This is a genomic window from Nostoc sp. (genome assembly GCF_036917275.1).
Lineage (GTDB): Bacteria > Cyanobacteriota > Cyanobacteriia > Cyanobacteriales > Nostocaceae > Nostoc.
Window position 1 is genome coordinate 36,900 of sequence record NZ_JBALDF010000050.1, and the last position, 15,741, is coordinate 52,640.

General features: G+C 41.5%; 12 protein-coding genes and 1 pseudogene. 5 read left to right on the forward strand and 8 right to left on the reverse strand.

Annotated features, from left to right (window positions below):
• Positions 1-168: 168 nt before the first annotated feature.
• The gene (locus V7K35_RS18935; protein ID WP_334724896.1) at positions 169-807 is read right to left on the reverse strand and encodes a peroxiredoxin; all 639 of its coding nucleotides are present in this window, start codon (positions 805-807) and stop codon (positions 169-171) included.
• A gap of 128 nt (positions 808-935) precedes the next feature.
• Between V7K35_RS18935 and V7K35_RS18940 the strand changes: the two genes are divergently transcribed.
• Positions 936-1,124 carry a hypothetical protein gene (locus V7K35_RS18940; RefSeq protein ID WP_335080732.1) on the forward strand — a complete coding sequence of 63 codons (189 nt, stop codon included), beginning with the start codon at positions 936-938 and terminating at the stop codon, positions 1,122-1,124.
• Here V7K35_RS18940 and hpsP read toward each other — a convergent pair.
• The 7 genes from hpsP to glmM form a co-directional block, all read right to left on the reverse strand.
• Complete coding sequence (gene hpsP / locus V7K35_RS18945) at positions 1,121-2,299, reverse strand: hormogonium polysaccharide biosynthesis glycosyltransferase HpsP (protein WP_335080753.1); 1,179 nt, start codon at positions 2,297-2,299, stop codon at positions 1,121-1,123. The genes V7K35_RS18940 and hpsP overlap by 4 nt on opposite strands.
• A gap of 14 nt (positions 2,300-2,313) precedes the next feature.
• Positions 2,314-3,510 carry a hormogonium polysaccharide biosynthesis glycosyltransferase HpsO gene (gene hpsO, locus V7K35_RS18950; protein ID WP_335080733.1) on the reverse strand — a complete coding sequence of 399 codons (1,197 nt, stop codon included), beginning with the start codon at positions 3,508-3,510 and terminating at the stop codon, positions 2,314-2,316.
• A 58-nt stretch (positions 3,511-3,568) separates the two neighbouring features.
• Entirely contained in the window at positions 3,569-4,549 is a 981-nt protein-coding gene (gene hpsN / locus V7K35_RS18955) for a hormogonium polysaccharide biosynthesis glycosyltransferase HpsN (protein ID WP_335080734.1), read from the reverse strand.
• A 47-nt stretch (positions 4,550-4,596) separates the two neighbouring features.
• Positions 4,597-5,757, reverse strand: a complete 1,161-nt coding sequence (locus tag V7K35_RS18960; RefSeq protein WP_335080735.1) for a glycosyltransferase family 4 protein — start codon at positions 5,755-5,757, stop codon at positions 4,597-4,599.
• An 11-nt stretch (positions 5,758-5,768) separates the two neighbouring features.
• On the reverse strand, positions 5,769-7,424 hold the full coding sequence (gene hpsL / locus V7K35_RS18965; protein WP_335080736.1) for a hormogonium polysaccharide biosynthesis protein HpsL: 1,656 nt from the start codon (positions 7,422-7,424) through the stop codon (positions 5,769-5,771).
• A gap of 35 nt (positions 7,425-7,459) precedes the next feature.
• Entirely contained in the window at positions 7,460-8,227 is a 768-nt protein-coding gene (locus V7K35_RS18970; RefSeq protein WP_335080737.1) for a glycosyltransferase family A protein, read from the reverse strand.
• Between the two features lie 233 nt (positions 8,228-8,460).
• Entirely contained in the window at positions 8,461-9,930 is a 1,470-nt protein-coding gene (glmM, locus tag V7K35_RS18975; protein WP_335080738.1) for a phosphoglucosamine mutase, read from the reverse strand.
• Positions 9,931-10,554: 624 nt separating this feature from the next.
• Between glmM and V7K35_RS18980 the strand changes: the two genes are divergently transcribed.
• From V7K35_RS18980 to V7K35_RS18995, 4 genes and pseudogenes are all read left to right on the forward strand, one after another.
• Positions 10,555-11,271 (forward strand): biliverdin-producing heme oxygenase, encoded by a 717-nt coding sequence (locus V7K35_RS18980; RefSeq protein ID WP_335080754.1) that lies wholly within the window; start codon positions 10,555-10,557, stop codon positions 11,269-11,271.
• Between the two features lie 900 nt (positions 11,272-12,171).
• Positions 12,172-13,269 carry a dimethylsulfone monooxygenase SfnG gene (sfnG, locus tag V7K35_RS18985; RefSeq protein ID WP_335080739.1) on the forward strand — a complete coding sequence of 366 codons (1,098 nt, stop codon included), beginning with the start codon at positions 12,172-12,174 and terminating at the stop codon, positions 13,267-13,269.
• A gap of 402 nt (positions 13,270-13,671) precedes the next feature.
• A complete protein-coding gene (locus V7K35_RS18990; protein ID WP_335080740.1) occupies positions 13,672-14,880 on the forward strand; it encodes an SfnB family sulfur acquisition oxidoreductase in 1,209 nt (402 codons plus the stop codon).
• 467 nt (positions 14,881-15,347) lie between these two features.
• Positions 15,348-15,577, forward strand: a pseudogene (locus V7K35_RS18995) (GTP-binding protein); the annotation flags it as partial.
• Between the last annotated feature and the right edge of the window lie 164 nt (positions 15,578-15,741).

The following is a 15,741-nucleotide window of genomic DNA, read 5'->3' on the forward strand; positions in this document are numbered from 1 at the left end:
AAAGAAACAAAGACGCCAAGATAGAACTTTGCGACGGCAGTCGCTCATGGGGGAAACCCCCAAGACCCTTACGGGTTCGGCAGTTGCTTCAAGTCGGGGAACCCGCCCAACGCACTGCCTCACCGCGCTGCCTCGTCTTTGCTTTTTTATCCGAAATCATTTTCAGATTTACTTGTTAGGCTGAGGAGTTACCCGCAGATAGGGTTTGACTTCCTCATAACCTTTGGGGAATTTCTGTTTGAGTACTTCTGGATCTTTGAGTGAGGGGACAATTACAACATCCTCTCCATCTTTCCAGTCGGCTGGTGTGGCCACGCTGTAGTTATCAGTCAATTGCAGAGAATCAATCACCCGCAAAAGTTCATCAAAGTTGCGTCCCGTGCTGGGGGGGTAAGTGAAAGTGAGACGGAGTTTCTTATTGGGGTCAATCACAAAAACCGATCGCACTGTCACAGCCGCATTAGCATTCGGGTGGATCATGTCGTAAAGGTCAGAAACCTTGCGATCCGCATCTGCCAAAATTGGATAGTTAAGGGTGGTGCTTTGAGTTTCTTCAATATCTCCCACCCAGCCTTTGTGTGATTCAACATTATCAACGCTAAGTGCGATCGCTTTGACATTGCGCTTGTCAAATTCTGGTTTGAGCTTGGCAACTGTGCCGAGTTCTGTTGTGCAAACAGGTGTAAAATCAGCAGGGTGAGAGAACAGCACAACCCAGCTGTCACCTGCCCATTGGTAAAAATCGATGTCGCCGTGTGTTGAGGCTTGCGTAAAGTTAGGTACTGTGTCACCTAGACGGAGAGCCATGTGAGATTCCCTGTAGTTAGAAAGGCATATATATTCTAGTATGCCATCATGACATAAACCCCGATTTCCCAATCGGGCTTTAGCAGTTTGAAACAAAATTTTAGGTTGTCACCACTCTCGGATAATAGATGGGGAAGGTAAAGATTTTAGCTGCATTAGGATTAAATCTAGTAACTCAGATTAGAGGCGAAGTTCCTAAGTCTCCCTTCCCGAAAACTTATATGTTAATTGGGATTGGTTTTGTGATTGCGGATATCGTTGTCAAAGCACTTCTAGCGCCTATTTGGCAAAAACTGCTGTTGTCTGCGTTGGGTTAAATTGATTTGTTTACCAGAATTTTCTGATAGGCTTGGATTGTTTGCGCTGCGATCGCATTCCAGCTAAAATTTTCCAATGCATATTTTTGGGCGTTTAATCCCCGTCGTTGGCATTCTGCGGGGTTTTGCAAAGCTTCTTGCAGTAACTCTACCAGTGCTTGGACATCTGTTGCACATACCCAACCCGACTCACTATCACGCACCTGTTGACAAATATGCACTTGGTCAGAAATTATCACAGGTGTTCCTGCTACCATCGCTTCAGCTACAGCAATCCCAAAATTTTCGTAGTAGGAAGGCAAGACAAATAAATCAGCAGCTTGTAGTAAACTAACTTTTAATTCACCAGTGACAAAGCCCGTAATTGTAGTGTGCGATCGCAGTGGTGAATTTTGAATTTGGGATATTATCTTTTGTTCGTAATCTGGATCTTGAGGATTTGTTCCAGCTAAGACAAAATGAAACTTATAATTAACTGCCAACAGCTTTTCTAGCGCTGGAATCAACAAATTTAACCCCTTTTTCGGGTCAATTCGTGACATAAACAGCACTAAAGGCACATCCTTTGGTATTTCTAACTGACTACATACATTTTTAAGAGGAGACTGAGGAGGAATCACACCCAAAGGAATCACTAAATCCGGCGTAGATACTCCAAAACGTTCTGATATTTTAGCTTCTTGATCGCTGGTAAAATGAATTGCTGCGGCACCAGCTAAATTTTGACGTTCTATAAGTGCAACATAAAGCTGTTTTAATTGCTTTTTCTTCCGTAAATCAGCCGGGTCGAGAGTACCTAAAGGACGGAAAATATAAGGTAGCTTTTGCTGACGACACACAATAGCAGCAGCACTACTTATAGGAGAGAATAGAGCATGAATATGTGCTATGTCAAACTCATAAGCATGACGTTTTAGCCAGTTTAATAAATCTAGGGAGAATTTGTAGCGACGAAATGGGGCGCAACGAAAGTAAATTATTTCATAGCCATCTTGTTTAATTGGGCGATTTAAAGGAATATTCAAAGGTGTTTGACCATTATCGCCATTACTATCAGTTGTGAGAATTGTAACTTCCACTCCCTCTTTTACCAAAGCTGGAGCTAATCCTAGTACCATTTGACTGGGGCCGCCGTAAATCAGAGAAATTGAGGGGACAATTTGTAATATTTTCATTTTTTTGTCATTTGTCATTTATTAATAACCCATGACTCTTGACTATTAACCAATTCTTGATAAAACTCTAATTGCTGTTTAGCCAAAGCTTTGTTTGTATATTTAATCATTGCTTTTCGATAACCCATTTCACCCAGAGTGTGAGCAAAATATGGTTTTTCCATTAATTGAAGTAAGCAATTAGCAAGGGCTTGAGCATCACCTTCGGGAAATACTAAACCTGCATCACCAATTACATAAGGAATTTCACCTGAATCAGAACCAATCACAGGTATTTGGCAAGCCATTGCCTCAATTAGCACATGACCAAATTGTTCTTTCCAGCCAACAGAAGTTAAGGTTTTAAACTTGTAAGTTGTTTCTGAAGGCAGTACTAAAGTACTCATTAAATTGATATAGTTTGCAACCTCGTTATGGGGGACACTTTCTATCAAAATTAACCGTTCTTTAATATTATTTTTTGCCGCTATTTTGATTAACTCAGTTTGCAACTCTCCGCGTCCCAACAGCAGTAATTTCCAAGGTTTATTTTTCAAATTAATTAAGGCTTGTAAAAGTGTTAATAAACCCTTTTCTTGCACAAATCGCCCAACAAAACCTACCACAAAATCTCTTTTATCAATGCCCAACTTAGCTGCTAACTCTGGTTGGGCTATAGGAGTAAATAGACTTTCATCTACGCCCAGTTGTGGCATAACTTTAATTAAACCTTTATATCCCCGTTGTCGCAAAACTTCTGCTCCATCTTGATTGCCAGAAATGATCCCGTGGCTGTGATTGAGGTTATATTTTTCTAATAAAGCAACTGGTAATTTTAGTTCATAGGGTAAATTCCACCAGGTAAAAAATACATTTTTTGCTTTAAGTTCTAATAGCTTATTTAAAGCAATCATCTGAGTATAAGCCAGTCCTCTAGACCCTTGTTCTACCTGGATGATTTGGGGACGAAATTGTTTTAATAAAGATATTAAATCAGCACCAAAGGTAAGGAGTCCTTGATGATTTTGACTAAAATTAGAAACTGGAACTATTCTAAATGTGCCTTCATCATGGTATTCAGTTTCAATAACTCTGTTTTGTACGCCACCCGGTTTCCAGCGCTTTGGGACTACAACTGTCACTTCAATGTCGGGTTCTAGTTGAGATAAAGCGCGTAATTTTTCACAGTTGAGGTCTACGATATAAGTGTGACTAGCAACTAAGATTTTCATTGATATTAATTATTATTTATTTTTTGTGAGTTGTCCTTTGTTTTTCACTAACTCCTAATTAAACTTGTTCATCCAATCGACTGTAAATTTGACCATCGTTCCATATTGATTGGATGACGGTACCCAAGGCTTTGAAAAAACCCAAAGTGTAGAAAAAAGCGCGAGTGGCAATTTTGATGGGGGAACCGCTTTTATTACAAGGTGGGCGTCCCAGGACGTGACAGTCAAATAAACGGCCGTATAAGCGTAAAGCTTGGATAGGAGTAAGGTTTTTCAGCCCTAGTAGGAAATGGTTGTGATAAAAGGTGAGTTGATATTTGAGCGATCGCATACTAATATCATGACAACCCCCTGTTTCTTCGCCTAGATGCACCAAATGGGCCTCTGGGTCGTACCAAATCTTATATCCTGTTTGTCGCACCCGCAAACAAAAATCTGACTCTTCGCGCACTGCACTACCGCCAAACCTCTCATCAAACCTCAGCCCGTACTTAGTAAAAATTTCCCGGCGGAATGACATATTGCAACCCCTTGCTGTTAGTACTTGTTGGGGTTTGATAGTATGTACTAAATCAATATGATACCAAGCAATTCCTGGGTCCATTGCTTCGGGAGGCAGATATTCAATCTGTAAATCTCCTCCAGAATCACCCAATTTCATTCTGTCAAATACCCGTCCGGCCACAGCCCCCACTTCTGGATTTTGCAAATAATTTTTTGCATGGGCTGTTAACAATTCTGGGGTTAGCTGAACATCATCATCAATAAATAATATTATTTCACCAGAAGACCGCCGAACAGCGTAATTTCGCGCCCCTGGCAAACTCGCCCAATCTAAGCGCAACCATTTAATTTTACCTGCCCCTACCATCTCTTCTAAGTAGGCTTGAATTTCTGGTTGGTGTTTTGGGGTTTGGTCTACCACTAAAACTTCAAAATTTGGATAGTCTTGTTTCAGAACATCTACAATGCTATCCTGTAGCGCTTCCTCTCGACCATACGTCGGGATAACTACAGTAACTAAAGGATAATTATTCATAATTTTTATTAAGCGATTTTTTTACTTTGATAATAACCTTAGAAAAATTAATATACTCCTGACACTGCTGCATAAAGATTATCAAATAACTCATTTTGCTTTTCGGAGTTATGCACAATTTGCGCTTGAGCTAATGCTCCTGCACTTAAAAATTCGTAATGTTCTCGTTTATCACTTCTATCAAAAAATTGAATGATTTGTTGCAATGCTTGCTCTGCCAAATAGTCATAGGTACTGTTTAGAATTTCCCAATATTCATTAGTTTTGATTTTATCTCCGTGCAACCAATTGCTCCAGTGCCTAAGTTCATTAATTGGTAATTCTAAAATATAGCCATTTTCGCCATGACGAATAAACTCTGGTAAAGCACATACATTTGTTGTAATCGCAGGAGTAGCAACGGAAAAACCTTCGATGATACTGTACCCATAAGTATCATGTAATGTCGCCATTATTTGAAAATGACTTTGCGATAATAACTCAATAACTTTGTCATTATCAATATTGTTATGAAACACAACATTATTTAACTTCAGTAACTTTAAATCCTCTACATATTTCGTGGTATCAGGAAAATCAGTCGGGACTCCTGAACCATGCCCCATATCTGAAATTATATGTACAGTAATAGGTAAATCTAATTTTTCAGCTTTCTTGGCGAGTCTTAAAGCAACAACTCCACCTTTGCGGGCAATGTGGTTTCCGATAAATACAAGCTGGAGATTTTGCTGTTCTTGATATAGTTTTGGTTGGCTAACTCTGACTGGGAAGTTTGGATGAATAACATCTAATTTATTGCTTACTTTTTCTTCTATCTTCCAACCTTCTATCCGCTTAATTAATCTTAACTTGGCATAATCGGAGATAGCGATAAGTTTTTGGCAATTATCTAATGCTAACCGATTATTTAATAATTCATAAATTGCAGATTCGCTTTTATTTTGAGGATTTCTATATAAAACACGATGATCCTCAAAGGTGAAAAACCAAGGTTTATTCGTATATAAAATTCTGTTGAAAGAATGAATTGCTTGGTATCTTCCCCATACAGGTTGCCAAGCCATAAAGCTGCTTAAAGGATACCAAATTTTTTCTATAGGATATCTGCCTGCGGGGAAAGGCTTGGGGCGGATGAGTGTATGCCGAGAATTTCGAGGTAGGTTTGGAATGCTGAGGTGCTTTTGACCTGCTATGATAACTTTTGCCATTTTTATTTCATTTAAATTGTTTTTAGACGTTTTCTCTTGTTTTTTTGCTGAGGGTTGGCATCTTCTTGATCTTGTTTCTCCAGTTCTGGCAATTTAAAAAGAACTCCGGCAAAAAACCAATAATAGACAGCAACCGGATCAACATCCAGAGGATAGTAGTAGGTGTTGTAGCTAATAAACAATATAAACACCCACAAAGCTGCTCCGTAACTGCGGAAATTACGGTTTTTTATAGAGCGATAGGTCTTAAAGCCAATAATTGTTAAACTTGTTACCAAACCCAAAAAAGCTAGTACTCCAACAATTCCAACTTCATAAAGGACTTTGGGATAGTAGGTTTCTACGAGTTTGGTTGAACCCATTACACGAGCAGAGTTAGTTGCTCGACCTAAGCCACTTCCCAAGGGGCCGTCTACGTTTTTCCAATTCTCTTGAAATTGCTGGACGATAAAATCTTGAGGTGGTGAAGCGTCCCAGCGACTAGTAAAACTCTCGGTTCTCTCTTGCACGACAGCAGGGTTAGTCACCATCACAATTCCCAAAACTAGAGCAAGTCCTATCCCTATGGGGATAAATCGTTTAAGGTTGCCAATTTGTCCAGTGAGCAATAGTAAAATCCCGAAGCAGGTTGGTACTAAAGCTAAGGCGATTCTCTGTCCAGAGATTACAGCATTGATAAAGACTGTCACTAAAGAACCTAAACCAACCAGCCGCCATATTGGGGAAGGATCGGTGAAGCCGGTGGCAAAGGTAAAAAAGGTACTGGCAATTAAGAACCATGCCCACTGCCAAGGGGCTACAAATGTCCCTGGTAGGCGAATAACCCCTTCGTCGGGACTATATAAGAGCGCTCCACCAAAATAACACCGGGCTTCTAGTGATGTAACAAATAGGGCATTTCCTTCAAGACCTCTAGTGCCTTGACATACACCAGTTAGTAGTAACAGGTATTGAATAAATCCCAGCACACAGCAAATCAGTGTGAGGACAATCTGGAGGCGCGATAAAAATAGAAAATCCCGCTTATCACGAATTAGATAGTAGGCACAACCAATCAGAGGAACATAGCCTAAAAATACTTTCAGCCCCAAAATTCCCATTCCTAAGGGTATTTCTGTCTCTGCTTTTTCCAATAGTCCCACACTGGGCGGGTTAAACTGCTGTCCACCATTGATAAACAACAGCGTTAGCAGACTGCAACCCAAAACAATATAAAGTGGGATTTTAATGCCTTGGGGAATAATTAGGGGTAGCCCTTGTTTACGGCAAGTCTGCCAAAGTCCAATTAGCGCTGGAACATAAAAAGCATCTTTAGCTAATTGCAATATGGGACTGTTGCCCAAGTAGTAAGTGATAGTACCCCCAATTGGTACGTAAATGATGAAGGCATATAGCGCTTGGCGGGGGTATTTGTAGGAAAGGGAGATGACGAGTATCCCCAAGACACCAGGAACTGCTGCTTTAATTCCACCTACAAAAAAAAGTACAATGCCAAAGAAGACAGCGCCAATAGTGGCGGTGGTGAGTACGCTAATGAATTCTTTACGTGCTAGGGCTACTTTGCGCTTTTGGGCTAACTGTTCTTTGAGGCTAAGGGTAGAAGTTTCCTTTTTAGCCTGCTTTTTCGACTTTTTAGATGGTCGGGATTTTGACTTTATTTTCGGCATAGTAATGCTGTAGCCTATCAGCCTCAGAGAATCTATTATAGTTGACAAATTTCTTTAGATTGCTGTAAGTCGTACAATCCGAATTCATCTCTAACTGATGGATTTAAGAATTTGCGATTAAAAATGCTAAATCTTAATCTTTTTGAATTATCAAAAAGATTTTCTCCTGTTTCCAAAATATAAACTGCACCTGGAAATGGTAATGATTTAATGGCTTTTGCTTTGTTATTTAAAATATCTCTGACTTGGGCATGATCTATATAGTATCTATAGTATCCGTAGCCACGATTGTATTCTGCGGTTTCTGGCAAATCATTCAAATCATATCGAATAATGTTACAACTGCCGCACATTTTATAAAAGTTGCTTCTTTTAATATATATGTAATTACTGCCTTCCTGATATTTATAACCTTTATTTATAAACCATCCATTAGAATCGGGATGTTGTTGAATAAATTTGGCTAATTCTTTACTGACACAATCGTCAGCATCAACTGTCATAGTGTGAGTGGGAGAAAATTGACGAGCATAAATCAATCCTTTTAATATTTTACGCCCTTTATCTGTGTCTCCTTTAGCTACAGGGTTAGTCTCGTTTGGAGGGGAAAAATCAACTATAATGTATGTGATATGAGGATGAGTGAATTCTATTTTTGGCTTTTCGTGACAAACTACAATAACGCGAAAGTTAGGTGAGGTTTGATTGCAAACTGATTTAATGCATCTTTCAAATAATTGTGTAACACGCTCCCAAGAATTGGAAACTTTTGCACTTTTGAGTGGAATAACAAAAACAAGCATTATATTATCTTAGAGCAGATAGCTAAAAATCTCGAAGAAAATAATAACACGTTCCGACTGATGCCAGGACTAATTATGGTGATGTGGTGAGTTCTTTTGACAAGTAGTTAGTCGGACATGATCTAACAATACAAATACAAATGTCACAGCTTCTACAGATAACCAAGGCTGGTTAATTTGCAGAAGCTGTGACGGAAAATTGGCGCTTGTTAAAAGCTGAGATATTAGCTAATTTAGTCCATCAAATGTTGCTGGACTTTTGAAACTAATTCATTTGTCCAGTACTTGGTAAGTTCGGCATCAGCTGCTTCCACCATAACCCTGATCACTGGTTCTGTGCCAGAGGCGCGAACCAAAATTCTGCCGGAATCACCCATTGCAGCTTCAGCAAGAGCGATCGCTTGTTGTACAGGTTGGCAATCTTGCCATCCTAAACGGCGATCGCGATCTACGACTCGCACGTTCCGCAACAGTTGCGGATAGGTCTGGAAGCTTTGATCTACTAATTCTGCTAGGGAAATATCCGCCTGTTTCACCAAAGCTGCTACATGCAAGGCTGTTAACAAGCCATCTCCAGTCACGGCATAATGACGGCAAAGAATATGACCTGATTGTTCGCCGCCTAACATTCCCCCAGTCCGCAGCATTTCTGCTTGCACATATTGGTCACCGACTGCGGTGCGAATCAAGTTACCACCAATTTGTTGCCAAGCTTTCTCAAAACCTAAATTAGCCATGACTGTAGATACAATCAGGTTATCTGGCAGTTGTTGGTTTTGTTGTAATTGGCTTCCCCATAAATAGAGAATGTAATCGCCATTAACTTGCCTTCCGGTATTGTCTACTGCTAAGACGCGATCGGCGTCGCCATCAAAAGCAAAGCCGATGTCAGCATTGTGTTCTTGTACTGTTGCTGCAAGAATATCTAGGTGAGTAGAACCGCAGTTAACATTAATGCGATCGCCATCTGCTTCGTTATGCAAGCAGATCACCTCTGCCCCCATTTCTGTAAATACTGATGGTGCTAATCCTACTGCTGCTCCCCACGCCAAGTCTAAGACAATCTTCATTCCCTGAAGATTTAGGGCACTGTTTAAGGGTTTTTTCAACGCCTCGCTATAATGCCCCACTAACTCCAAACGTGAGTAATGCCGTCCGCAATTACTGATAGCAATAGGTGATATCTTGCCACGCAGTCCCGCTTCAATTTCTGCCTGCAATATTTGGGGTAACTTCCCACCATCCGCACCAAAAACCTTAATGCCATTGTCCTCTGGGGGATTGTGACTGGCAGAAATCATCACTCCGCCAATGGCATCACTGATGCTGGTAAGATAGGCAACGCAAGGAGTGGGACATAATCCCAAATACCAAACCTCTAACCCCGCTGCTGTTAAACCTGCACTCAAAGCCATTGCCAGCATATCGCTGGAGTTTCTAGAGTCCTGTCCGAGAATGACTGGCCCTATTTGAGTAGCATTGTTACGTAAAACAATACCTGTCCAAAAACCAACTTGTAATGCTAGGGGCGCACTTAGTAATTCTCCGACTCGTCCGCGAATACCATCTGTGCCAAATAAGGGATTTGCTGGTAATGGGATTAAATTCAATGCAAAACTGCTCTCAATCCCTTTGTCTAATTCGTCAGCTTCGGAAGTAGAATCCCCAGGAATGCCTGGTGTCCGAGTTATAGATGAAACCATATGTTTAAATACTCCACACAATCACACTGAAAAATAGCACTTAAGACTTTATTCAGCAATTTTGACATGCTTTTTATTTTTAGAAATTCATTTTAAATTAAAATTATATTACGTAATAATACTTAAATGACTTCAATTGTAAATCTTTCATAAAGTCAGTATGAGTTTTTCCGTTATTAGTAAACTTTCCACATTTTAACTAATTATTCCTTTCATGTCCTCAATTTTTATCTGTATTAATTCACACTTTGCAATTTTACCTTTTCAGAACTATTGTAATAAATACTACCATAAGTTTCTCAGAAGTGTTTTTTGGAAAGCTGAGAATGAAAGCGAAATTTAGCTAATAACAACAAAAAATTGTAAAGTTATATCCCCTTCTTTGTGAAACTGCACAAAATCAAGCTTGGTCAGACTTGGGGCAAAATTCTCCAGTTCTGGAGCAACCTCACAGGTAATTGGTATTAGCGTTGTTGCTGTGTAAAAAACTACAAAACAATGGGGGCTTAAAAAATTTTAATATAAATTCTCATCAAATAGTTTTAAGGTAACGTTTTAATGGCTTTTTTAGCCGTTAGTGAATTAAAACTCCGGCAGTTAACTTTTAAAGTAGAGAAATTTAGCATGAGCAGCAACTTAGCAACCAAATTACGTGTAGGCACTAAGAAAGCCCACACGATGGCAGAAAATGTAGGTTTTGTAAAGTGCTTTTTAAGAGGAGTAGTCGAGAAAAACTCTTACCGGAAACTAGTTGCTAACTTCTACTTCGTCTACTCAGCGATGGAAGAGGAAATGGAAAAGCATAGCCAGCACCCAATTCTTTCTAAAATTAACTTTCCCCAGCTAAACCGCAAGTATACCCTAGAGCAAGACCTGGGTTATTACTTTGGTGGTAACTGGAGAGAGGAAATCAAACTATCTCCAGCAGGTGAAGCTTATGTAAAGCGCATCCGAGAAATATCTGCCACAGAACCGGAACTATTAATTGCTCATTCATATACTCGTTACTTGGGTGACTTATCTGGGGGACAAATTCTCAAAAATATTGCTGTAACGGCAATGAATTTGTCTGATGGGCAAGGAACAGCCTTTTATGAGTTTCCAGAGATTTCTGATGAGAAGGCATTCAAAGCGAAATATCGTCAAACTTTGGATGAATTACCCCTTGATGATGCTATAAGCGATCGCATCGTTGATGAAGCTAACGCCGCCTTTGGCACAAACATGAAGATGTTCCAAGAATTGGAAGGCAATTTGATCAAGGCGATCGGTGTGATGTTGTACAACAGCCTCACACGGCGTCGTACACGCGGCAGTACTGAACTCGTCACTGCTGAGTAATGAGTGCAAAGTGTGAAGTCATAAGTCCAGATAGTCTGATAAAAGATAATTCATAGGTGTTTCTGGGCAAACAACGATGCCTGCGGCAAGCCGCTTCTCTACCAGAGGCTGACGTTCCTAACGTCGCTACTGCTGACGCTCGATGACTCGCTAACGCTAACACCAACGCCAAGGCATCTACGCCAAAAACGCATCAAAATACTTAGGGGCAATAGCCCTGTGACTGCTTTTTATTCGTGAAAGCAAGCATGGGGAGATTGCCCCTCAATTATGATTGAAGGAGTTATCCCTCTTCTGTCACTCTCCGAAAAGATTTGCCATTTCTGAATTCTAGAGCTTTTATCTACCAAGGGTTCACACGATTTTTTTCTAATAACAAATACAACACCTATTATTTTCTAATAAGATAGCTTGTATTGATTGCCTGATGAGGCTTCTAGCGATTATCCTCCCGGAGAGTGACAAAAGAGGGATACTTAGCAAAATTGGCAGTATTCCATTTTGGAATATGGAAATGGAATTTACAGCTATTTTCAGGTAAATAGACCACGCGGTAGGGGCACAGCATTGCTGTGCCCCTACGATAGATGTAGGTTCAAATACATGAAAACTGCTGTAAGTATATTGAGTCACGACATCGGAGAAATTATCGTGATCCAGTCTGATCCATTAAAACTACAGTACTTCGGTCGGGTTATGGTATATTACGACCATCAGAACCTGAAATTGTCTAGTTGTAAACTCAGAGTAGTTTCCAGCCGCTCTCAAGCTTTAAACTTTGACTAAAATTTTGTCAGCTCAAATTTTAGCTGATTTGTTAGCGATCGCAAATTAGGCTTTGTTGAATCATAAGCAAACTTAGACAAATAACCAAGCAGTTTCAATTACAAACGCACAATTATGGTAGATATTAAGTTCGCATACTGGATTCCCAACGTCAGCGGGGGGTTAGTTGTTAGTAAAATTCCTCAAAGGACAGATTGGACTTATGAATATAATGCTCAACTAGCTCAGACGGCTGAAGAAGTTGGATTTGAATATGCTCTAGCACAAGCTAGATTTATCGCCAGCTATGGTGCTGAGTACCAACTAGAGGCACTTACAACTGTGTCGGCTCTAGCTCCAGTCACCAAGAAATTGAAGTTAATTGCAGCAGTTCACCCTGGATTATGGCATCCGGGAGTAGTTGCCAAAATGGGTTCTAGTATTGATTTTCTCTCTAACGGACGGTTCGCTCTGAATGTAGTTAGCGGCTGGTTCAAAGATGAATTTACTATATATGGTGAACATTGGTTAGACCATGACGAACGCTATCGTCGTTCAGAGGAATTTATCCGCGTTCTCAAAGGTTTGTGGACTGAGGATGAGTTTCACTTTAAAGGCGACTTTTACCGGATTAACGGCGGTTGGGTAAAGCCTAAACCAATTAATCAAAATCCCCACCCGGAAATATTCCAAGGTGGTAACTCCAAGGCAGCCAGACGTATGGCTGGCCGCGTCTCTGATTGGTATTTCATGAATGGCAACACCATAGAAGGGGTGCGAGAGCAAATTGAAGAAGTGTCTGCATTAGCAAGTCTTGAAGGACGCAAAATTAAGTTTGGTCTGAATTCCTTTATCATCGTGCGAGATACAGAAGCAGAAGCCCATGAAGTATTGCGCGATATTATTGCCCAAGCCGATGTAGAAGCGGTGAAAGGATTTGGCGAAGCCGTGAAACAGGCGGGATCTTCTACTCGTGAGCGTCAGGGAATGTGGGCAAATTCCAATTTTGAAGATTTGGTGCAGTATAACGATGGCTTCCGATCAGGCTTGATTGGTACGGCTGATCAGGTGGCTGACAAGATTCGCCAGTTTTATGAAGCGGGCGTTGATTTAATTCTTGGCGGCTTCTTACACTACACAGATGATCTGCCAGCATTTGGTAAGACAGTAATACCAATCGTACGCCAACTGGAAGCTAATCGTCGGACAGCTGATGAGTTGGTTGTGGTGTAGCTGATTCTTGAAAGTTAACGACTTCTGCAAGTAGTTGTGTAATTTATCCGGGCTTTAACTGGTAAATCGTTCAATGGTTAAGGCTCTGCCGACAAAAATTCAGATTCAATCTGTTAGAAGTTACGCAATATAACTTTCAAACTCTAATTCCTCCGTGTCACGGAGACTTTGCTTAAGCCGCAAGTGTCCTGCTTTGTGGTGGGAATGGTTCGTTTTTCCGTTGTCAGTTATTTATAGGACTTACGCAAAAATCGCCCAAAAGCTTAATCTGTCGAACCGCCAAGACGAGGCAGTGCGTTGGGCGGCTCTGCCGACTTGAAGCAACTGCCGTGCCAAGAACGCCAAGAGTTCGTAGAGTGTGCCTAAGTCCTAATTTAATCACAATCAACAAGGAATTATATCATGACATCAATAATTAATAGAGAACAGAAGGCGCATATTATTCGGGATGACCAAGAAGCGATCGCGATCGCTCACGAACTAGCAGCTGAGTTTGCCAAGGGAGACTCAGAGCGCGACCAAAATCGGCGTCTTCCTGCTGAAGAAGTAGAAAAGTTCTCCCAGAGTGGATTGTGGGGGATTACAGTCCCGAAAGAGTATGGCGGTGCTTTTGTATCGAGTGCCACCCTGGCAGAAGTAATTAAAATCATCTCCGAAGCCGACTCTAGCCTCGGTCAAATTCCTCAAAACCACCTCTATATGGTGGAAGCAGTTCGCTTAGATGGCACAGATGAGCAGAAGAAGTTCTTCTTTGATTTGGCTCTACAAGGCAAGCGGTTCGGTAACGCCTTCTCGGAAATTGGCACTAAGTCTGTTACTGATGTCCAGACAAAATTAGAACCAGATGGTTCTGACTTCGTACTCAATGGACGCAAATACTACTCTGCTGGGGCACTACTGGCACATTGGGTTCCCGTGATTGCCAGTAATCCAGATGGTAAAACAGTGGTGGCATTTGTTGAACGGGATGCCCCAGGATTGACCCTACTCGATGACTGGACGAGCTTGGGACAGCGTACCACCGCCAGCGGCACTAGCATTATTGAAAATGTGAAAGTTAAGGCAGAACACGTGATTCCGCACTACTTAGCCTTTGAGAGGGCAACACCAATGGGTGCGATCGCCCAAATCATCCAAGCCGCCGTAGACGTGGGGATTGCCAAAGCCGCAGTCCGTGACACCATCTACTTTGTCCGCAACCATACCCGCCCTTGGGTTGACAGCAATTTAGAAAAAGGATATGAAGACCCGCTAACGCTCTATAACTTAGGCAATGTCCAAATTCAGGTTCACGCTGCTGAAGCATTGCTGCGACGTGCGGGTAAATTTATCGACATCGCCAACGAGTCAGGTTTAGAAGAACTCAAAGTAGTTGAAGCATCGATCGCAGTTGCTGAAGCCAAAGCCTTAGCCACCGAAGCATCACTACTGGCTACCAACAAGTTATTTGAATTAGCAGGTACTAAGTCCACATTGGAGCAATTCAACTACAATCGCCACTGGCGAAATGCCCGCGCTCACACACTCCACGATCCCGTGCGTTGGAAATACTACGCTGTTGGCAACTACTTCCTCAATGGTGTTTACCCCCCACGCCATCCTTGGCTGTAATTGCCGCCTTCTCTATTGGAGTGACTCAATTTTGGATTTTAGACTTTCCTGCGGAACGCTACGCGTAGCTTGCTTCCACGTTCGCGGAGCGTCTCGTAGAGAAGTGGTACGGCGCGATCGCTCAGTCGAACGATTTTGGATTTGTCTCGGCTCTCTCTGTCCTCTTAGCAGTGGGAGAGTTTTTTAGCTTTCATATCTGCATTGCTGATTAGGAGGATAAAAAACTCGCCGACTTTAACGCTCAACTAAAGACTGGAGTGCGCCAAATGCCCAATCAGTTGGCTGCACATCTGAAAACGGAGATACAGATGTTACCTGAGACATCCTGTTTGTGTTTTGGACGCTTGCATCACTATTGATTGCAGGAATTTTAAGCGTTTGGGCGATGGTTGTTTCCGAAATAATTGCCCCTGAAACGTTGATGGTTGGGGCTTAAGGGTAGCTCGGCGATGCCTGCGGTGGTTTGCGCGATCGCAGCCCAGGGGCAAACAGATGATAATCTAGAACATGAAACATTTTTGCAAGAACTGTTTGAAGACCAACTTGCTTGTGCCGATTTGGTGGTATTGAATAAAATTGACTTGGTAGATACCCAAACAAAAGCCAGAGTTGAGGAATTGATTAAACAAGAATTGCCTAGAGTAGTGAAGATTGTGGAGAGCTACGCCTACGTTCTCAACTTGACGCATCTATATTATGAGGATTTCAAGCCGTAGTCGAAGACAACATTCTTAATTCCTTAGGACTTACGCACACTCTACGAATTCTCGGCGCTCTTGGCACGGCAGTTGCTTCAAGTCGGCAGAGCCGCCCAACGCACTGCCTCGTCTTGGCGGTTCGATAAATTAAGCGAAGTTGGCA

What these genes read in the sequence shown, in the direction of transcription:
- V7K35_RS18935 (WP_334724896.1), bottom strand. Translation starts at nt 807, where the DNA reads ATGGCTCTCCGTCTAGGTGACACAGTACCTAACTTTACGCAAGCCTCA.
- V7K35_RS18940 (WP_335080732.1), top strand. Translation starts at nt 936, where the DNA reads ATGGGGAAGGTAAAGATTTTAGCTGCATTAGGATTAAATCTAGTAACT.
- hpsP (WP_335080753.1), bottom strand. Translation starts at nt 2,299, where the DNA reads ATGAAAATATTACAAATTGTCCCCTCAATTTCTCTGATTTACGGCGGC.
- hpsO (WP_335080733.1), bottom strand. Translation starts at nt 3,510, where the DNA reads ATGAAAATCTTAGTTGCTAGTCACACTTATATCGTAGACCTCAACTGT.
- hpsN (WP_335080734.1), bottom strand. Translation starts at nt 4,549, where the DNA reads ATGAATAATTATCCTTTAGTTACTGTAGTTATCCCGACGTATGGTCGA.
- V7K35_RS18960 (WP_335080735.1), bottom strand. Translation starts at nt 5,757, where the DNA reads ATGGCAAAAGTTATCATAGCAGGTCAAAAGCACCTCAGCATTCCAAAC.
- hpsL (WP_335080736.1), bottom strand. Translation starts at nt 7,424, where the DNA reads ATGCCGAAAATAAAGTCAAAATCCCGACCATCTAAAAAGTCGAAAAAG.
- V7K35_RS18970 (WP_335080737.1), bottom strand. Translation starts at nt 8,227, where the DNA reads ATGCTTGTTTTTGTTATTCCACTCAAAAGTGCAAAAGTTTCCAATTCT.
- glmM (WP_335080738.1), bottom strand. Translation starts at nt 9,930, where the DNA reads ATGGTTTCATCTATAACTCGGACACCAGGCATTCCTGGGGATTCTACT.
- V7K35_RS18980 (WP_335080754.1), top strand. Translation starts at nt 10,555, where the DNA reads ATGAGCAGCAACTTAGCAACCAAATTACGTGTAGGCACTAAGAAAGCC.
- sfnG (WP_335080739.1), top strand. Translation starts at nt 12,172, where the DNA reads ATGGTAGATATTAAGTTCGCATACTGGATTCCCAACGTCAGCGGGGGG.
- V7K35_RS18990 (WP_335080740.1), top strand. Translation starts at nt 13,672, where the DNA reads ATGACATCAATAATTAATAGAGAACAGAAGGCGCATATTATTCGGGAT.